Below are 17,882 nucleotides of genomic sequence, written 5' to 3'. Positions count from 1 at the left end.
TACCAACAAAGCCGGCAAATCGGCGACAGGAGCATCGATGGCCACGACCTCGCAGACCGACCTTGTCTACGACCGGGTGCGACAGGCGATCCTGTCGCTTCGGATAGTGCCGGGTGCGACTCTGAGCGAGCGCGGACTCGAAGCCGAGTACGGCGCCAGCCGCACGCCCGTGCGCGCGGCGCTGATGCGCCTGGCCGGTGAGGGACTCGTCGCCCGCGATGGGCGCGCGTGGCGGGTCACCCCGATCGACCTCGATGAGGTCGCCGCGCTCGCCGAGTATCGCGAAGCCGTCGAGGCGGCCGCGGCGCGGCTCGCGTGCGAACGGGCCACCGACGACGAGCTGGCCGCCCTCGTGATCGACGAGGTGCCCGAGGGTGAAGACGCCGGCATGCGCCGCGGGTCCGAGTTCCACGAGGGGCTCGCCGCGCTCGGTGGCAATCCCTTCCTCACGCAGGCGGTCCGGGATGCCGTCACCCGCATGGCTCGGGCGCGATGGCTTGAGCTGCGCAGCGCGCAGGACCGGGATGCCGCATGGCATGAGCACGCCGCGATCGTCGATGCCGTGCGTGCTCGCGATCCGCAGGCCGCGGCATCCGCCATCGCCCGGCACACCCAGGCGAACCTCGACCGCCTGCTCGCGTCGCTGCGCGCCGACCGCCGCGTGCTCGGCGCGCGCGGGCTGCAGATCGTCGGGGAGTAGTCGTACCCGCGGTCACCTCCCACACGACCCGGGTGTGCCCCTTCCAGGTTCTCGTGCCACCAGAGTCGACCGGGGTTCGACAGTGCGCTGCGGCTGTACCTGGCGCTCTGACGCCGGGGCATCCTTGTACATATGAGGATTCTGCGCAGCGGCACGTGGATAAGTGAGGCCGGCGACATCAAGCCCGTCGATGTCGTCGGGTTGCCGTATGACTACTGGTACGAGCTGGCCGACGTGAATGGCGAGCTCGAGCGCGGGCAGACGCCCACGCCGTTCGGCCCCGATCGGCTGCTGTATTACGTGCGGTTCGCCGGCGCCGGCACGAAAAAGCCGCGGCCCGATTCGGTCGCGTTTCCCACGATCGACGCTGCTGTCGCCGAGGCCGAGGCGACGGTGAAGATCACGTGGAAGCCCTCGCGCTCGAAGTAGGCGATGCGCTACGATGTAGTGCATGATGACGACTCCGCTCTCGATTCGGTTCGACGCGGCACTGCTCCATCGACTGCGGCGAGGTGCGGCCGCGCGCGGCGCCACGCCGTCGGGGTGGGCCCAGCGCCTCGTCGACGAAGGCCTGCGCGCGCAGGAATTTCCCGGAATCGTGTTCCGCGACGGCGCGTCAGGGCGGCGCGCCGCCCTGGCGGCAGGCCCGGATGTGTGGGAGATCGTCGCCGCGCTGCGCGACGCCGACCGCCGGGGCGACAGTGCTCTTGAGGTTGTCGCCGTCGATTTCGGCCTGCCCGTCGGACGGGCGCGTGTCGCGCTGGCCTATTACGGTGCGCACGCCGAGGAGATCGACGGCGAGATTGCGGAGAACGAGCGGGCCGCCGACGAAGCGCTGCGCTCCTGGGAGTCGCAACAGCGACTTCTGGCATGACCTCGCGCCTGCTCCTCGACGAGCACTGCGGCGAGTCGATCGCCGCGGCGTTGCGCGAGCGCGGCCATGACGTGGTCGCCGTCGTCGCCGATCCCGAGCTGCGGGGAGCACCGGATGCCGACGTGTTCCGTGCGGCCGCGGAATCCGGCCGTCGCATCGTCACCGAGAACATCAAGGACTTCCGGCCTCTCCTCATGGAAGCCGCGGCAACGGGCACTCCCCTCGCCGCGCTCCTTCTTGCGCCACCACGGCGGTTTCCGCGGGGGCGTGGTGACCGCGTGGCGGCCATCGTCGCTGCCCTGAACGAGTGGTTGGCGGCCGACGATGTCACGGATCGGCCTGTCGAGGACTGGCTCGTTTAGTCGTCGCTCGAGAGCAGTCCGCGGTGCGCCGACAGCATCGTGATCTCGGGATGCTCGTCGCCCAGCAGTCGCTCGGCGCGGTCGAGCACGTCGCGTACGTGCGCGGATTCCGCGCCGACGACCGAGACGCCCAGCTGGGTGCGCCGATGCAGGTCGTGCGCGCCGACCTCTGCGGCGGAGACTTCGGCGCGACGGCTCAGATCGGCCAGCAGCGGGCGCACGATAGCGCGCTTCTCTTTCAGCGAGTGCACGTCGCCGAGCAGCAGGTCGAACTCGATCCACCCGATCCACATGTCGTGAGTATGGCAGGTGGATGCCGCCGGGCGTTGAGTTGAGCGAGCCCCTCCCGGTCGTTGAGCGAGCCCCTCCCGGTCGTTGAGCGAGCCCGTCCCGGTCGTTGAGCGAGCGAAGCGAGTCGAAACGACCCGCCGCGTGCCGCAGCCTCACGTCACGCGCACGCCCTCGAGAGCCAGCGCGAGGAAGCGCCGCCACCCTTCGTGCTCGCCGCCCATGTTCGCCATCGCCCCACGGGTGAGCAGAATGAAGTCGTCGGCGGTGAAATCCGAGCGCACGAGGCCGGCGTCGGCGGCTCGCTGGGTGATGCGCGCGACGCTGGCGGCAAAGCCCGCCTTCTCGCGCACGATGTCGTCCCAGGCCGGCTCGATCGGGCTGAGAATCGAGAAGCGGAACCCGGCGTCGGCGTCGGCGGCCTCGAGGTAGCCGCGCAGCACCGCCTCGAGCGCCGCCCATGGGTCGTCGATCTTCTCGGCCCGCTCGGCGAGACCGGCGACGGCGGCGAAACGGCGGCCGATGATCGCCGCCTGCAGCGACTGTTTGTCGGAGAAGTGGCGGTACAGCGTGCCGACACCGACGCCCGCGCGTTCGGCGATGTCGTTCATCTGTACGTCTCCGCCGTGCTGCGCGAACAGCGCGCTCGCGGCATCGAGCACGGCCTCGCGGTTGCGACGGGCGTCCGCGCGCAACGGCTGATCGGGAGCAGTCATGACGGCACCACCCTAGCGCGAGCGGTTGACCCGAGACGCCATTCCGCACTACATTCGGAACCGGAAGTCCGATTCATGTTAATCGAGGAGAACCTATGATCGTCATCACCACACCCACAGGGCACATCGGCAGCCGACTCGTGCAACTACTGCTCGAGCGCGGCGAACAGCTGCGCGTCATCGTCCGCGATGCCTCGCGACTTGCTGCTGAAGTGCGCACGCGCGTCGACGTTGTCGAAGGCTCGCACAACGACCCGGCAGTGCTCGACCGGGCCCTCGCCGGCGCCGACGCGCTCTTCTGGCTGGTTCCACCGAACCCGCGCGCGCCCAGCGCCGCGGAGCACTATCTCGACTTCGCCCGCGCCGGTGCGGCCGCCGTCTCCCGGCAGGGTGTCGGCCACGTCGTCGGCGTCACGAGTGCGGGACACGGGTGGACCTCGCCCGCCGGGGTGCTGTCGGCGGCGTTCGTGATGGACGCCGAGCTCGCGGCATCCGGTGCCGCCTACCGGGCCCTGTCGATGCCCTATTACCTGGAGAACCTGCTCGGCCAGCTCGATGCCATTCGCAGCGGCGCGTTCTCGCTCACGTGCGCGGCCGACCGGCCGCTGGCCTCGATCGCGACCGATGACATCGCCGCGGCGGCGGCCGAGCTGCTCACCGACCTGTCATGGTCGGGCACCGCTGACGTGCCGCTGTACGGTCCCGACCGGCTCACCCCCTCTGAGATGGCCGCCGTCATGGCGGAAGAGCTCGGAATGCCGGTGGCCTATCGCCGTATGATGCTCGACGAGTTCGCCGCGCTGCTGAAAGCGCACGGCGCGAGCGCGCGGACGGTGCAGGATCTCACCGAGATGTTCGCGGCGCAAGACGGGGGCATCTACGACGAAGACTGGCCGCGGGCGCAGATCGCCCCCACCCATTTCCGCACCTGGTGCCGGCAGGTGCTTGCGCCGTTGATGCGGGATGCCGTGGCCTGAGCGCCCGTCTCCGTCGTTGTGTGGCAGCTCCCCGCTCGTTGAGAGCCCCGGTCGTTGAGAGCCCCTCCCGGTCGTTGAGCGAGCGAAGCGAGTCGAGACGCTCAGGGGGTGGTGCGTGTCGGAGGCCCGTGCCAAGGTGGGGACGTCGAGCGCCCACGGCTCTTCGCCGAGTGTCGCTGGTTCCTCACGAGGGAGTGCCACGCATGAACAGATTCGCCACCGCCGCCGTGTGCCTGATCACGGCCACCGCCTCAAGCCTCGCGCTGGCCGCCCCCGCGGTCGCCGACGTCGGCGGCACGACCGTGGTGATCAACGAGGTGTACGGCGGCGGCGGCAATTCCGGTGCCACCTTCACGAATGACTTCGTCGAGCTGTACAACCCGAGCGGCGCTGCCATCAGCCTCGACGGCTGGAGCGTGCAGTACGCGTCGGCGACCGGCGCGACGTGGAATGCGACGACACTGAGCGGCAGCATCCCGAGCAAGGGCCACTACCTGGTGCAGGAGGCGAAGGGTGCGGGCGGCACCGAACCACTGCCTACGCCCGACGCCACCGGATCGCTGGCGATGTCGGGGACCCAGGGTAAGGTCGCGCTCGTCTCGACGGCGACCGCCCTGACCTGTGGTGCGACGTGTGCGGCCGATGCCGGTGTCGTCGACTTCGTGGGCTTCGGGGGTGCGAACGATTTCGAGGGCAGCGCGGCGGCGCCGGGGCTGTCGAACGCGACGTCGGATTCGCGCGCCAACGGCGCCGACACGAACGACAACGCCGCCGACTTCAGCGCCGGCGCGCCAAGCCCCGAGAACAGCGGCGACAGCCAAGCACCGACGGTGACCGTCACCGACCCGGGGCGCCAGACCGGCACAGTCGGCGAGGCGTTCGGCCCGCTTGCCCTCGAAGCAACCGGTGGCCAGACCCCGTACCGCTGGTCGGCGACCGGTCTGCCGGGCGGGATCGACATCACCGAAGGCGGCATCATCTCGGGCACCCCGACCGTCAGCGGCACATCGCAGGTCACCGTCACCGCGACCGACGCGAACGACGAGCGCGGGGAGGCATCCTTCACCTTCGAGGTCACCGGACCCGCGGCAGAGCTGACGATCGCCCAGATCCAAGGCACCGACACCGACACCTCGCCGTATGCCGGCTCGACCGTCACCACCACAGGCGTGGTGACCGCGGCCTACCCGGCGGGTGGTTTCAACGGTTTCTATCTGCAGACCGCAGGAACCGGCGGCGACGATGCGACACCGGGGGCCTCTGACGCGGTCTTCGTCTACGGCTCGCAGTCGGCGAGCCAGGTGACGATCGGCGAGAGCGTCACGGTCACCGGGCAGGTGCAGGAATACCAGGGTACGACCGAGATCACCTCTCCCACGGTGACCAAGCTCGCTGACCCGCTGCCGGCCGTGAACGCGGCCACGCTGACGTGGGATCAGATCGACATCGCCGTCGAACGCGAAGCGCATGAGGGCGAACTGCTCTCGCCGCAGGGCGACTTCACTGTGTCCGACGTCTACGACACCAACTATTACGGCTCGCTCGTGCTCGCCGCGGGCACGACGCCGCTCACCCAGCCGACCGACGTGGGCACGGCCGGTAGCGCCGCTGCGCAGGCGGCCGTCACCGACAACGCGCGCCGCGCCATCACGCTCGATGACGGCTCGACGTGGAACTACGCCGTCTTCAGCACGCACACCGGCGACCCGCTGCCGTATCTGACGGCGGACAACCACCCGCGCGTGGGGTCGGCGGTCAGCTTCACCGGTGGTGTGATCCTCGAGTACCGGTTCGACACGTGGAACTTCCAGCCGACCCACCAGGTCACCGATGCCGGCGCGGATGTCGCGACCTTCTCCGACGCCCGGGCACAGAACGAGCATCCGGCCGACGTGGGCAGCGACATCCGGCTTGCCACCTTCAACGTCGAGAACTACTTCGCCCTCACCGGTGAGGAGTATGTGGCACAGGGGTTGGGCACCTGCACCTGGTACGACGACCGCGCGGGCAACCACATCGGCAATGACCGCTGCGCCGACGCCGACGGCAACCCCGGGCCGCGGGGAGCCGCCACTGCCGAGAGCTTCGCACGGCAGCAGGCGAAGATCGTCACCGGCATCAGCCGGCTCGACGCGAGCATCGTGTCGCTCGAAGAGATCGAGAACTCGGTGAAGTTCGGGCAGGATCGCGACGCCGCGCTGGCCGGCCTCGTCGACGCGCTGAACGCGAAGGCCGGTTCGGAGGTGTGGGCATACGTGCCCTCGCCGGATGCCGCAGACCTGCCGCCGGTCGCGCAGCAAGACGTCATTCGCACGGCCTTCATCTACCAGCCCGCTCAGGTGTCGCCGGTGGGCGTCTCGCGCGTATTGACCGAGAAGTCAGGCCCCGGCCAGTCGTTCTCGATCGCCCGCGAGCCGCTCGCCCAGGCGTTCGCCGCCGCCGGGGCCTCCGACCACGACTCGTTCCTGGTGGTGGCCAACCACTTCAAGTCGAAGGGCGCCGACGCCGACGAGCTTTTCACCGACTGCGCCAACGGCGGCGACGCCGAGAACACCGATCCGGCGTATGACCAGGGCGCCTTCAACTGCACCCGCGTGCACGAGGCGCGCGACCTGGCTGCGTTCGCCGACGAGACGGCGGCAGCCGCCGGCACCGACAAGGTGTTCCTGCTCGGCGACCTCAACGCATACACGCACGAAGACCCGCTGCAGGCGTTGTACGACGCCGGGTACACCGACTTGGGCAGCGCATTCGACCCGTCGGAGGCCACGTATTCGTACAACAGCCTGTCGGGGTCACTCGACCACGTGCTGGCCAACGGCCCCGCGCTGAAGATGGTCACCGGTGCCGACGTCTGGCAGATCAACGCGCAAGAGGCTGTGGCCTATGCCTACAGTCGATACAACTACAACGTGCGGGCGCTGTTCGACGGGTCCGACCCGTTCGCGGCATCCGATCATGACCCGGTCATCGTCGGCCTGACGCTGCCGGGGCCTGCGGCGTGGGACGCCGGCGCCGTGTACGACAGCGGAGATCTCGTGACCTTCGACGGGTCGACGTGGCGCGCACTCTGGTGGACGCAGGGCCAGCAGCCCGGTGACCCGTGGGGCGCGTGGGAGCAACTGGTGACCGGCCCCGACGGGGTGGCCGTGTGGACGCCGTCGCGCATCTTCCACGAGGGCGACACCGTCACCTTCGAGGGCAAGACGTACAAGGCGTTGTACTACACGCGCAACCAGAAGCCGGGCGACGTCTGGGGTCCGTGGCAGGAGATGGCCACCACCGCCGATGGTGTGGCCGTGTGGACGCCATCGCGTGTCTTCCAGGCGGGGGATGTTGCAGAGTATCAGGGCGCGACATTCGAGGCACGCTGGTACACGCGTGGCGAAGCCCCCGGCGCCCTGTGGGGCCCGTGGGTGAAGACCAGTCGCTGAGCGCGCGCAGGTCGTTGAGCGAGTACCCCGGTCGTTGAGCGAGCGCAGCGAGTCGAAACGACATCACACGGCCGGTGCACCGAACTGCGGCGTGCGGCCCGCGGAACCTCCTATCGGAACGCATCCTCACCGGTGAGCAGCTGGCCGAGCACCAGAGTGTGCATCTCGACAGTGCCCTCATAAGTGAGCACCGATTCGAGGTTGTTCGCGTGACGGATGACGGGATACTCGAGCGAGATGCCGTTGGCGCCGAGGACAGTACGGGCGGTGCGGCATATTTCGAGGGACTCGCGCACGTTGTTGAGCTTGCCGATGCTGACCTGCTCGGGTCGCAGCAGGCCGGCGTCCTTGCGTCGTCCCAGGTGCAGCGCGAGCAGGTAGCCCTTGACGTACTCCAGCGACATGTCGGCGAGCTTCTGCTGCGTGAGTTGGAAGGCGCCGATGGGCTTGCCGAACTGCACGCGCTCCCGTGAATAGCGTCGGGCTGCCTCCAGGCTCGACCGAGCCGCGCCCAGCGCTCCCCAGACGATGCCGTAGCGAGCCTCGTTCAGACACGACAGCGGACCCTTCACGCCGCGGGCCTCGGGGAGCATCGCCGCCGCCGGCAACCGCACCCCATCGAGCACCAACTCACCGGTCGCCGAGGCGCGTAGCGACAGCTTGTGCCTGATCTCGGGGGCCGAGAATCCGGGTGTGTCGGTGGGTACCACGAACCCGCGGATGCCCTCGTCGGTGCCGGCCCACACGATGGCGACATCGGCATAGGGGGCGTTGGAGATCCACATTTTTCTGCCGTCGATGACCCAATCGTCACCGTCGCGGCGCGCGCGGGTGGTCATGCTCGCCGGGTCTGATCCCACGTCGGGCTCGGTCAGACCGAAGCATCCGATCGCCTCGCCTGCCGCCATGCGGGGCAGCCACTCCTGCTTCTGCTCCTCTGAGCCCCAGCGCCAGATCGCGAACATGGCCAGCGACCCCTGCACCGACACGAGCGAGCGCAACCCCGAGTCGGTGGCCTCGATCTCCAGGCAGGCCAGGCCGTATTGGGTCGCCGTCATGCCGGCGCATCCGTAGCCCTCCAGGTGCATTCCCAGCACCCCCAGCGAGCCCAGTTCACGGGTCAGCTCACGGATGTTCGGGATGCCGCCGTTCTCGAACCACTCGGCGATGTAGGGCTCAGCGATGGTGTCGAGGGTCTGGCGCACCGCCGCGCGGATCTCCTTCTCATCATCGCTGAGAAGATCGTCGAGCCCGGCGGGGTCGGCCGGGTCGGGAGCGGGCAGAGACATGGGGTCGATGTGGCTCATCGGGGTTCCTCCTGTTGCAACCAGTGGCGTACCGCGTCGCTGTGTTCGCCGTAGCGCGGCGGCGCGGTGTATTCGGTGACGGGTGTGTGTGAATAAGTGATGGGATGCCGCACTTGAGCGGGCCGGCCGGGGCCGACATCGACCAGCGGGGCCAGACCGAGGTCGGTCGCGAGCGCGAATCCGTCGGCGATGTCGCCGACCTTGCCCGCCGGCACGCCGACCCGCGAGAGGCGTTCGGCCCAGACGTCTGCGTCGTCGGCGGCCAACAGCGCGCCCAGCGCGCGCACCAGCGCTGGGCGGTTCTGTACCCGCGCGGCATTTGTGGCGAAGCGCACATCATCGGCGAGAGTCCCGTCACCGAGAACGCCGGCGAGCATGCGGAATTGGCTGTCGTTGCCGCAGGCGATCGCGAGCGGACCGTCAGCACAGGGCAACAGCTCGTAGGGGGCTATCGACGGATGCGCGTTGCCCAGCCGACCCGGTGCGGTGCCGGTGGTCAGGTAGGACGATGCCTGGTTGACGAGTGAGGCGAGCAGGCTTGAAAGCAGATCGACCTCGACATGTTGACCGTGTCCGTGCTGCTCGCGAGCGCGCAGCGCGGCCAGGATGCCGATGGTCGCGTCCTTCGCAGTGAGGACGTCGACCAGTGCGACGCCCGCCTTCATCGGAGCGCCGCCCGCGTCGTCGGCGTCGCCGGTGATCGACATCAGGCCGCCTACTGCCTGCACGAGAAAGTCGTAACCGGGAAGGGTGGCACCCTTGCCGCTGCCGAAGCCCGACACCGAGCAGTACACGATGCCGGGGTTGGTCGCGCTCACCTGCCCGTAGCCGAGGCCGAATCGATCGAGCGCACCCGGCCGGAAGTTCTCGACGAACACATCGGCGCGGTGAGCCAGTTCGTGAGCAAGGTGCCTGTCCGTCTCGTCGCCGAGGTCGAGGACGACCGATTCCTTGCCGCGGTTGGCGCTCTCAAAGTACGCGGCGCTGTTGTCGGTCCACGGTGGACCCCACGTGCGGGTATCGTCGCCGCCGTCCGGACGCTCCACCTTGATGACCCGCGCGCCGAGGTCGGCCAACGTCGCCGTCGCGAGCGGACCGGCCAGGACGCGGCTGAAATCGGCGACGACCACACCGTCGAGGGGAAGAACCATCCACCCAGTGTGCGCGATCGCGATCATGACGTGAAGTACCAAATTCGATCGCCATCAATACCCAGAAGGTATCGATCGGGATCTCTTCTCAGTGCAGTGGGAAGCTTCGGGCGACCTCGATCAACCTCTCCAGCGCCGGACTCATATCGGCGCGCCGCCATGCCAGGCGCACGTCGACGGGGCCGAGGCTCGCGGCCAGCGGACGGAACACGACCGAGTGCACGGGAATGTTCTCGCGGACTCCGGAGAAGGTCAGAGCGATGCCAGCACCGGCATCCACCAGCAGCAGCTGCGTCGCCGAATCGGCTGCAGTTTCGACGATGCGCGGCACAAACCGGCCGTTCATCGCAAGCCGCTGCAGGCGCGCGGAAAGGGTCGCTCCTCGCCCGCCGGGAAGCACGATCCATGGCTGGTCGGCGACATCGGATGCTGAGAGAGCGGCGGTTGCCGCCAGCGGGTGATCGGCAGGCAGAGCGACCAGCAGTTCTTCGTGCGCGACCACGTGCGAGTCGATGTCGCGCGGGAGCACATCCCACCGTCCGACGACCGCGTCCAGCGCGCCGGATCGGAGTCTTTCCATGCCCGGCTCGGAGAGCTGTGATCCGGACAGCTCCAGCACCAGGCCCGGCTGAGTGCGGCGCAGACGGTGCGTGAGAGCGCTGACCACCGTGTTCACGGATGCCCCGGCGAAGCCGAGCCGGATGCGCCCGGTCTCACCGCGCTGCACGCGCCGCGCCAGCTGCGTGATGCGCTCGGACTGCATGACCAGCTCACGGGCCGGTTCGACCAGCGCCGCACCCACGGCAGTCAGCGCCACACTGCGCGGGCTGCGATCGAACAGCGCCGCGCCCAACTCGTCTTCGAGCGCGCGGATCAACCTGCTCAGCGGCGGCTGGGCCATGTGCAGGCGCTGTGCCGCCCGGCCGAAGTGCAACTCCTCTGCGACGGCGAGAAACGCCGTGGCCTTCGAAACCTCCACGAAGACGAGAGTACGCGGCACGGGCGGGCTCGCTAGCCTGGGGCCGTGGACATCCGCTCGGCGCAGGCCTTCATCGCGGTGGCCGAGGAACTGAACTTCGGGCGCGCCGCAAACCGGCTGCATATGGCACAGCCACCGCTGAGCCGCATGATCCGGCAGCTCGAAGAAGAGCTCGGCGCGCGCCTGTTCGAACGCACCACGCACTGGGTGACGCTGACCCCGCACGGGGAGGCGGTGCTCGAGCCGATGCGGGAGCTGGTGATGCTGTCGCAGCGCATCCCCGAGATCGTGCGCAAGTCGCTGCGCGGTGACGCAGGGCGGGTGCGGCTCGGCTTCGCCGAGGCATCCGTCGACGTCGGCGTCGGCAATCTCGCGACGCTCGTCCGTCAGCGTCGCCCGGGGATCGTCCTCGAACTGCAGAGCTCTCAGTTTGCGCACCTCGGACTCGACCGACTTCGGCGGGGGGCTCTGGACCTGCTGATCGCGCGTGTCGATGTCGTGCCCTCAGACCTCGAATCCGAAGTGGTGAGCGAAGAAGAGCTCCTGCTCGCGCTGCCCGTCGATCATCCCTTGGCTTCGCGTGACATCGTGCGCAGCGCTGATCTCGCCGAAGAGCCGTGGGTCGTCCTTCCCGGCGGATCGGCCACGGGGCTCAACCGACTGAGCCTGCTCAGCGTCGAGGGTGGCTTCATCCCGCGTGTTGTGCAGAGCGCCCCGGAATCTTCGACGCTTCTTCTTCTGGTCAGCGCCGGCGTGGGGGTCGCCTTGACGCTGTCGAGCGTGCGAACGCATCTGCCGGCGCGCGGCATCGCATTCCGCTCGATCAGTCCGGCGCAAGAACCCATCAGGGTTCGACTCATCTGGCGGCGCAACGATGCGAATCCTGCGCTCGCCGCCGTTGTCGCTCTCGCGCGAGAGGCCCTGCACGGTCAGCAGTAGGCGCGCAACGGTGATGACTTGTGGGTATCACCGTCATGTCTGATTGATACTTCCAGTTCATACCGACTCGTCGCACGATGGAGGAACCATCAACTCGAGCGACGAGGAAGTCGAATGAGCACCACAGTCACCGGACCCGCCGAGACCCGCCACGACACCGCGATCGACGACCAGCGCGGGATCACCACCGCCTGGGGCGGCGGGAACCCGTGGAATTACGTTCAGGGATGGGATGAGGAACTCCTCGGTCCCGACGTGCGGGATGCCGCACAGCGGCGCATCTGGGAACTGGCCGTGCGCCTCGCCGGCGGTTTGCCCTACATCTGGCAGGAACTCGCTCGCCCGATCTCGGAGATCGCCTATGGCCTTCTCGAACTGCGACCCGGCGACCGCGTGCTGCTGATCGGCGAGGGCATCGAACCGGCGGGGTGGGACGAAGACATGCGTGCCATCGTCGGGCCCGAAGGCACCGTCGACACCGTCGAGATCATCCGCGACGGCCGAAAGGCCGTGCACTCGCGCACGCCGGGGCGCAGCGGGATGACCGGATGCTGGCGCTGGGACTACATGGACGACATCGCCGATGAGAGCTATGACTGCGTCGCCGTCATGCAGGCCACCCAGCATTCGGACGACTGGGCAGAGACCGCCGGCGAGCTGCTGCGGGTGACCAAGCCGGGTCGCCGCATCTTCCTCGCTGAGGCGGTGCTCAGCGGGCCGAGCTTCTTCGCTCGAGTCGACAGCGACGTGCATTTCCGGCAGTGGTTCGACAAGTTGTACGAACAAGTGCAGCCGACAGACATCCCCTATTACTCGCCTGCACAGATCCGCGCCGCCTTCGGTGACCGCGTCGAAAGCCCGCAAAGCATGGAGTGGAAGGGCATCGAGATGTTCTGGGGACGCAAGCCCGCCGCGTGATGGCGACGACGCCCGCACAACGCAGGCACGACCAAGGGAAATCAGAAATGACGAACGACTGCACCTCGACCACGCCCGATTACGACGCCATCGTCGTCGGAGCAGGGCTCTCGGGCATCTATGCCGTGCACCGCCTACAGCAGCGCGGATTCACGGTGCGCGCCTTCGAACGCGGGAGCGGCGTGGGTGGCACATGGTTCTGGAACCGCTACCCGGGACTGCAGTGCGACACCGAGACACTGTCGTACAGCTTCACGTTCTCTGACGAGCTGTACCGGGGATGGAACTGGTCGCGCCGCTTCGCCCCGCAATCCGAGCTGATGGCCTACGCGAACTATATGACCGACGCGCTCGGCGTGCGCGATGCCATCCAGCTGAACACCGCAGTGCTCGGCGCACACTTCGATGATGACGCGAATCTCTGGCGGGTCGACCTCGACACGGGCCAGAGCGTCACAGGACGCTACTTCGTCGCGGCATCCGGCCCGCTGTCGACCACGAACAGCCCCACGATCGCCGGCCTCGACACGTTCGAAGGCACCGTGCTGCACACCGCGCAGTGGCCGTTCGAGCCGGTGGATTTCACGGGCAAGAAGGTGGGCGTCGTCGGCACCGGGTCATCGGGCGCGCAGCTGATCACGGCCCTGGCCGGCACCGTCGACAAGCTCGTCGTCTTTCAGCGCACGCCGCAGTACGTCACCCCGGCCCAGCAGCGTCCCCTCGGCGAGGAGGAGGTGCGCGAGCGCAAGGACAACCTCGACGACCTGCGCGCCCTCATGCGCAGTTCGAGCCATGGTGCCCCCGGGACCGGCACCGACCGCTCTGCCTTTGACGACACCCCCGAAGAACGCGACCGGGTCTTCCAAGCCGCGTGGGAGTTCGGCGCGCAGGCGTTCGCCCTGGCCACCTACAACGACCTGACCTCGAATGAAGAGGCGAACGGGTTCGCAGCCGACTTCGTGCGCCGCAAGATCGCCGAGATCGTCGACGACCCCGAGACCGCACGCAAGCTCATGCCCACCTACCTTTTCGGCACGAAGCGGCCGATCAAGGTCGATGATTACTACGAGACGTTCAACCGGCCGAACGTGCAGCTGGTGGCCCTGCGCGAGGAACCCTTCGTCTCGGCGACCACGACGGGCATCCGCACGACGGCAGCCGACTATGACCTCGACTACCTCATCTTCGCGACCGGCTTCGACGCCATGACGGGGACGCTGTTCGAGATGGACATCCGGGGTCGCGACGGGCTCACACTGCGCGACAAGTGGGAGAACGGCGTCTATGTGCGCACCGCCCTGGGCGTGGCGATGCACGAGTTCCCCAACATGTTCCTCGTGCAGGGCCCCCAGTCCACGACGATCATGAACAACTACACCCTCGGCATCGAGATCAACATGGACTTCATCGCCGGACTGCTCGAACGCGCACGCGCCGAGGGGAACGAACTCATCGAGGCGACGGCGCAGAGCGAGGTCGAATGGGCCGAGTTGTGCCAGACGCTGGCCGAGCGCACCCTGCTGTTGAAGACAGAGTCGTGGTGGACCGGCGCCAACATCGCCGGCAAGCCGCGCCCCAAGCTGTTCCAGTCGTACACCGGGGGGCTCAAGCAGTATCGCCTCGCCCTCGAGCGCGCGCAGGCCGACGGCTACCGGGAGTTCGAGCGGACACCGGTGCAGACGGCCGTCCTTGCCGACGCCTGACGCACACCCGCAGCATCCACCCCTCACAGAAAGAACGTGAAGATGACCGAATTGAACCTGAGACGAGTTGTGACCGGGCACGATGCCGAGGGCAACGCGATCTTCGTCAGCGACCGCGAGATGGAGACCAAAGTCCTCGGGAGCGAGGCTGAGATGGTCGTCGCGTGGACCACGGCTACCTTTCCCAGTGACAACAACGACGACTTCGACGGTGCCGAGCGCGAGGTGCGCCGGGTCTCGCCCGGCGGCACCGTGCTGCAGTATGTCACGATGCATCCGCACACCGAGTCAAAGCACCACCGCACGCATTCGCTCGACTATGCGCTGGTTCTCAAGGGAGAGCTTGAACTCGAACTCGACAATGGTGCGAGCAAGACCGTGCACGCCGGCGACGTCGTCATCCAGCGCGGCACTATCCACACCTGGCGCAATGCGAGCGACGAGCCCTCACTGGTCGCTTTCATCCTCATCGACGCGCTTCCGGTGACCATCGGCGGCAACGAGCTGGCGCCCGAGAACTGATCGGAAGGCAGCCATGAACGATACCCAGACTCGGGAACGAGAACTGAGCGCCGAGGCACGGGGCGTCGCGCCGGGCCGAGGCCGACTCGAGGGTCGCCGCATCCTGGTGGTCGGCGGCGGGCAGGCAGACCACGGAGGAGACGACGAGCGGATGCCCGGCAATGGGCGGGCCATCAGCGTTCTCGCCGGCCGCGAAGGAGCCCGTGTCGTGGTCGCCGACATCGCGCGGGACAGCGCGGAAGAGACCGCACAGCGCGTGCGCGCCGAGGGCGCAGACGCCTTCTCGGTGGCCGGGGATGCCACCGACGAATCCGATGTGCACAGGATTCTCGATGAGTCGGTCACAGCTCTGGGCGGCCTCGACGGAATCGTCATGAACGTCGGCATCGACGGCGGCCACTATCTCGCCGGCACCTCGCTCGAGCAATGGGAGCGGGTGTTCGCGGTCAATGCGCGCACGCACTTTCTCGGGCTGAAGTACGGTCTGCCGCTGCTGGCCGAGGGCGGTGCAGCCGTTCTCATGTCATCGACGTCGGCGTTCAGCGCCTCGGGCGCCGTACCCGCCATGAGCGCGTCGAAGGCGGCGCTCGAAGGCCTGCGCAACCACGCCGCAATGGAGAACGCGGCGCGCGGTGTGCGCTGCAACATCGTCGCCCCCGGTCTCATCGACACGCCGCTCGGACTCAGCGGCGGCCGCAAACGAGAGAACCGCAACAACATCGCCATCCCGATGGGGCGTCGCGGCACGCCCTGGGATGTCGCGTACGCCGTCGTCTGGCTGCTTTCAGGTGAGTCCTCGTACGTGACCGGCCAGACCCTGATCGTGGATGGCGGCCGCCTGATGCGTTAGCTCGGCGCGCCGAAGCACCAGCTGGCTCGCAATGAAAAAACCTCGCGATTCAAAGGAGAATCAGAAATGACCAGCACCGTCTCGGCACCTTCCGTGCCGACAACCCTCAAGCGGCTCACCGGAGCCGGCGTCTTCGCCGTCATGCTCATCCCGGCCGTGTGGCTCGTCGACACGACGATCATGGCGCCGGCCCTGGGCCCCATCGGAGTGGCCAATCCCGAGGCATCCAGCTTCTGGATCAACGTCGTCTTCACCATTCCGTACCTGACCTCGATCATCTTCAGCGCGGTCGCAGGCCGTCTCGCGCAGCGGATCGACAAGAAGGTTCTGACGGTGGTGGGGCTCGCGCTCTACGGCATCGCCGGCATTCTGCAGGTGACCACCGGCAGCCTCGAGGTGATCTTCGTGCTGCGACTTGTCACGGGCGTCGGCCTGGGTCTCGCACTGCCGATGCCGAGCGTCTACATCTCGGAATTCTACGAAGACCACAAGCGCGAGCGCATGCTGGGCCTGGCCAACGCAGTGGCCCAGGTCGCCAACATCGTTGTGCTCGTCGTGGCTGGGTGGCTGCTGACGTTCGGCTGGCGCAACGTGTTCTGGGCCTACGGCCTGGTGCTGGTCATCGCGATCGTCAGCCTGCTGTGGCTGCCGCGCTCACGGCCGGTGCCCGGTGTCGTCACCGCGGCCGTGAAGGTCGTGCGCGGGGCCGAGAAGTTCCCGTTCGGACGCGTGATCGGCATCGCCGTTGCGATGGTCTTCCTCTACGTCGCCTTCGCGTTCGCTGCCGCGAACATCTCGGAGTTCGTCGTCGAGTTCAAGGTCGCCGCGGTGGGATCGATCGGCCTCATCGCCACCGCCCCGGCAATCGGCAACATCCTCGGCAGCGTGCTCTCTGAGCGGCTGCGCGTCGTGTTGAAGTCGTGGCTCGTGTTCGCCGCGCTCGTCGCGATCGGTGCCGGCATGATCATCTACTCGGGCGCGCAGGCCTGGTATGGCGTCGTGCTGGCCGCCGGGCTTGCGGGGCTGGGTGTCGGACTTCTCACCCCGTACCTGCTCAACCTCGTCACGCACAAGGTCACCCCGCAGCAGCGCAGCCTGGCCCTCGGCATCGTGTCGGCCGGTCTGAGCCTCGGACTGCTGGCGTTCCCCTACATCCAGCAACTTATGGGATTGACCCTGGGCAGCGGCGATCTGCGCGTGCTGTTCGCCGCCACCGCGGTGATCGTGTTCGCGGTCGCGGCCGCGGTTCTGGTCGGCGTCGTGGTCGGTGCCGCCCGGCGTCGCTTGATCGCCACCAGCACGAGGGCGCGCGCATGACGACGCACGCAGCGCCTGTGGCAGCGTCGGCAGTGCCTGTGGCAGCGTCGGCAGTCGGTGCAGAAGGGTCTGTTCAGGCCCGGCTGCGCCGGCTTGTCGGCACCCTGGATGCGTCGTGGCAGGCGGCGCTCGAGGTGGATGAGGATTTTCTCGCCGCCTACGTCGACCTCGCCGAGGTGCCGGCCTCGTCCACCGTTCTCGATCCGAAATCGCGGGCGCTCATCGCGCTCGCCGTGAGCGCGGCCGTCACGACGCTCGACGATCGAGGCATTCGCACCGCTGCGGTCCAGGCGCGAGAGGCCGGGGCCAGCCTCGAAGAGACCCTTGAGGCTGTGCATCTGGTGTCGGTGCTCGGTGTGCACACACTGGCCACCGGGTTTCCCCTGCTCAGCGACGTCATGGCCCAGCGTGGTCGGCCGCTCGTCGACGACGCGCCGCTGACACCCGAACAAGCGCAGATTCGCGCGGACTTCGAGAGCCGGCGCGGGTACTGGAGTGATCTGAATGAGATACAGGTGCGCATGGACCCGGCATGGTTCCGCGCGTACACGGCTTTCTCTTCGCATCCTTGGCTGAACGGGAGCCTGAGCCCGAAGCTGCGTGAGTTGATCTACATCGCGATCGATCTGTCGCCGACGCACTTGTTCACCGCGGGCGTTCGACCCCACATCGAGAATGCGCTTCGATACGGGGCGACGGCCGCCGAGCTCATCGAGACCCTCGAGGTGACGGCACTTGTGGGCATCTCGAGCCTGCGCGCTGCCGTCCTGATCCTGTGCGAGGTCTTCGACGAGGGCTGACCGGTGCCGTCCTGCGCTCGACGACCACCCGCCAGACCTGCGAGA

At 67.9% G+C, this 17,882-nt stretch carries 18 protein-coding genes; 13 read left to right on the top strand and 5 right to left on the bottom strand.

What is annotated here, in order from left to right:
• Positions 1-37: 37 nt before the first annotated feature.
• From ET475_RS05920 to ET475_RS05905, 4 genes are all read left to right on the top strand, one after another.
• Positions 38-700, top strand: a complete 663-nt coding sequence (locus ET475_RS05920) for a GntR family transcriptional regulator (RefSeq protein ID WP_129387143.1) — start codon at positions 38-40, stop codon at positions 698-700.
• Positions 701-832: 132 nt separating this feature from the next.
• Positions 833-1,129, top strand: coding sequence for a hypothetical protein (locus tag ET475_RS05915; protein ID WP_129387140.1), 297 nt, complete (start codon positions 833-835; stop codon positions 1,127-1,129).
• Between the two features lie 22 nt (positions 1,130-1,151).
• Positions 1,152-1,574: a hypothetical protein gene (locus ET475_RS05910; RefSeq protein ID WP_207205423.1), complete on the top strand. Its 423-nt coding sequence runs from the start codon at positions 1,152-1,154 to the stop codon at positions 1,572-1,574.
• Positions 1,571-1,936, top strand: a complete 366-nt coding sequence (locus ET475_RS05905; RefSeq protein ID WP_129387137.1) for a DUF5615 family PIN-like protein — start codon at positions 1,571-1,573, stop codon at positions 1,934-1,936. The genes ET475_RS05910 and ET475_RS05905 overlap by 4 nt, the downstream gene beginning before the upstream one ends.
• Here ET475_RS05905 and ET475_RS05900 read toward each other — a convergent pair.
• Both ET475_RS05900 and ET475_RS05895 read right to left on the bottom strand, forming a co-directional pair.
• Entirely contained in the window at positions 1,933-2,229 is a 297-nt protein-coding gene (locus ET475_RS05900) for a DUF503 domain-containing protein (protein WP_129387134.1), read from the bottom strand. The genes ET475_RS05905 and ET475_RS05900 overlap by 4 nt on opposite strands.
• Before the next feature lie 150 nt (positions 2,230-2,379).
• A complete protein-coding gene (locus ET475_RS05895) occupies positions 2,380-2,940 on the bottom strand; it encodes a TetR/AcrR family transcriptional regulator (RefSeq protein ID WP_129387131.1) in 561 nt (186 codons plus the stop codon).
• Between the two features lie 95 nt (positions 2,941-3,035).
• On the opposite strand from ET475_RS05895, the gene ET475_RS05890 reads away from it, so the two are divergent.
• On the top strand, positions 3,036-3,917 hold the full coding sequence (locus tag ET475_RS05890) for an NAD(P)H-binding protein (RefSeq protein ID WP_129387128.1): 882 nt from the start codon (positions 3,036-3,038) through the stop codon (positions 3,915-3,917).
• Positions 3,918-4,120: 203 nt separating this feature from the next.
• Positions 4,121-7,351 (top strand): ExeM/NucH family extracellular endonuclease, encoded by a 3,231-nt coding sequence (locus ET475_RS05885; RefSeq protein ID WP_129387125.1) that lies wholly within the window; start codon positions 4,121-4,123, stop codon positions 7,349-7,351.
• A 110-nt stretch (positions 7,352-7,461) separates the two neighbouring features.
• Here ET475_RS05885 and ET475_RS05880 read toward each other — a convergent pair whose 3' ends face one another.
• The 3 genes from ET475_RS05880 to ET475_RS05870 form a co-directional block, all read right to left on the bottom strand.
• Positions 7,462-8,658 carry an acyl-CoA dehydrogenase family protein gene (locus ET475_RS05880; protein ID WP_129387122.1) on the bottom strand — a complete coding sequence of 399 codons (1,197 nt, stop codon included), beginning with the start codon at positions 8,656-8,658 and terminating at the stop codon, positions 7,462-7,464.
• Positions 8,655-9,809, bottom strand: a complete 1,155-nt coding sequence (locus ET475_RS05875) for a CaiB/BaiF CoA transferase family protein (RefSeq protein ID WP_129387119.1) — start codon at positions 9,807-9,809, stop codon at positions 8,655-8,657. Before ET475_RS05875 ends, ET475_RS05880 begins: the two co-directional genes overlap by 4 nt.
• An 88-nt stretch (positions 9,810-9,897) precedes the next feature.
• A complete protein-coding gene (locus tag ET475_RS05870) occupies positions 9,898-10,788 on the bottom strand; it encodes a LysR substrate-binding domain-containing protein (protein ID WP_129387115.1) in 891 nt (296 codons plus the stop codon).
• 45 nt (positions 10,789-10,833) lie between these two features.
• Here ET475_RS05870 and ET475_RS05865 point away from each other — a divergent pair, with 45 nt between their 5' ends.
• The 7 genes from ET475_RS05865 to ET475_RS05835 all read left to right on the top strand — a co-directional run bounded on the left by ET475_RS05865 (position 10,834) and on the right by ET475_RS05835 (position 17,837).
• Positions 10,834-11,727 carry a LysR family transcriptional regulator gene (locus ET475_RS05865; RefSeq protein ID WP_129387112.1) on the top strand — a complete coding sequence of 298 codons (894 nt, stop codon included), beginning with the start codon at positions 10,834-10,836 and terminating at the stop codon, positions 11,725-11,727.
• A 114-nt stretch (positions 11,728-11,841) separates the two neighbouring features.
• Positions 11,842-12,645, top strand: coding sequence for a class I SAM-dependent methyltransferase (locus ET475_RS05860; RefSeq protein WP_129387109.1), 804 nt, complete (start codon positions 11,842-11,844; stop codon positions 12,643-12,645).
• Positions 12,646-12,692: 47 nt separating this feature from the next.
• A complete protein-coding gene (locus ET475_RS05855) occupies positions 12,693-14,348 on the top strand; it encodes a flavin-containing monooxygenase (protein ID WP_165310782.1) in 1,656 nt (551 codons plus the stop codon).
• A gap of 42 nt (positions 14,349-14,390) precedes the next feature.
• A complete protein-coding gene (locus tag ET475_RS05850) occupies positions 14,391-14,870 on the top strand; it encodes a cupin domain-containing protein (RefSeq protein ID WP_129387103.1) in 480 nt (159 codons plus the stop codon).
• Positions 14,871-14,883: 13 nt separating this feature from the next.
• The gene (locus tag ET475_RS05845) at positions 14,884-15,720 is read left to right on the top strand and encodes an SDR family NAD(P)-dependent oxidoreductase (RefSeq protein ID WP_129387100.1); all 837 of its coding nucleotides are present in this window, start codon (positions 14,884-14,886) and stop codon (positions 15,718-15,720) included.
• 66 nt (positions 15,721-15,786) lie between these two features.
• Complete coding sequence (locus tag ET475_RS05840; RefSeq protein WP_129387097.1) at positions 15,787-17,037, top strand: MFS transporter; 1,251 nt, start codon at positions 15,787-15,789, stop codon at positions 17,035-17,037.
• 38 nt (positions 17,038-17,075) lie between these two features.
• A complete protein-coding gene (locus ET475_RS05835) occupies positions 17,076-17,837 on the top strand; it encodes a carboxymuconolactone decarboxylase family protein (protein ID WP_165310781.1) in 762 nt (253 codons plus the stop codon).
• Positions 17,838-17,882 lie beyond the last annotated feature (45 nt).

Origin of the sequence: Microbacterium protaetiae, from assembly GCF_004135285.1 — a bacterium.
GTDB lineage: Bacteria > Actinomycetota > Actinomycetes > Actinomycetales > Microbacteriaceae > Microbacterium > Microbacterium protaetiae.
This window is presented reverse-complemented; position numbering and strand designations above follow the sequence as displayed.

Excerpts from the sequence above, each read along its gene's own strand:
- ET475_RS05920 (WP_129387143.1), top strand. The coding sequence starts at position 38 with ATGGCCACGACCTCGCAGACCGACCTTGTCTACGACCGGGTGCGACAG.
- ET475_RS05915 (WP_129387140.1), top strand. The coding sequence starts at position 833 with ATGAGGATTCTGCGCAGCGGCACGTGGATAAGTGAGGCCGGCGACATC.
- ET475_RS05910 (WP_207205423.1), top strand. The coding sequence starts at position 1,152 with ATGATGACGACTCCGCTCTCGATTCGGTTCGACGCGGCACTGCTCCAT.
- ET475_RS05905 (WP_129387137.1), top strand. The coding sequence starts at position 1,571 with ATGACCTCGCGCCTGCTCCTCGACGAGCACTGCGGCGAGTCGATCGCC.
- ET475_RS05900 (WP_129387134.1), bottom strand. The coding sequence starts at position 2,229 with ATGTGGATCGGGTGGATCGAGTTCGACCTGCTGCTCGGCGACGTGCAC.
- ET475_RS05895 (WP_129387131.1), bottom strand. The coding sequence starts at position 2,940 with ATGACTGCTCCCGATCAGCCGTTGCGCGCGGACGCCCGTCGCAACCGC.
- ET475_RS05890 (WP_129387128.1), top strand. The coding sequence starts at position 3,036 with ATGATCGTCATCACCACACCCACAGGGCACATCGGCAGCCGACTCGTG.
- ET475_RS05885 (WP_129387125.1), top strand. The coding sequence starts at position 4,121 with ATGAACAGATTCGCCACCGCCGCCGTGTGCCTGATCACGGCCACCGCC.
- ET475_RS05880 (WP_129387122.1), bottom strand. The coding sequence starts at position 8,658 with ATGAGCCACATCGACCCCATGTCTCTGCCCGCTCCCGACCCGGCCGAC.
- ET475_RS05875 (WP_129387119.1), bottom strand. The coding sequence starts at position 9,809 with ATGGTTCTTCCCCTCGACGGTGTGGTCGTCGCCGATTTCAGCCGCGTC.
- ET475_RS05860 (WP_129387109.1), top strand. The coding sequence starts at position 11,842 with ATGAGCACCACAGTCACCGGACCCGCCGAGACCCGCCACGACACCGCG.
- ET475_RS05855 (WP_165310782.1), top strand. The coding sequence starts at position 12,693 with ATGACGAACGACTGCACCTCGACCACGCCCGATTACGACGCCATCGTC.
- ET475_RS05850 (WP_129387103.1), top strand. The coding sequence starts at position 14,391 with ATGACCGAATTGAACCTGAGACGAGTTGTGACCGGGCACGATGCCGAG.
- ET475_RS05845 (WP_129387100.1), top strand. The coding sequence starts at position 14,884 with ATGAACGATACCCAGACTCGGGAACGAGAACTGAGCGCCGAGGCACGG.
- ET475_RS05840 (WP_129387097.1), top strand. The coding sequence starts at position 15,787 with ATGACCAGCACCGTCTCGGCACCTTCCGTGCCGACAACCCTCAAGCGG.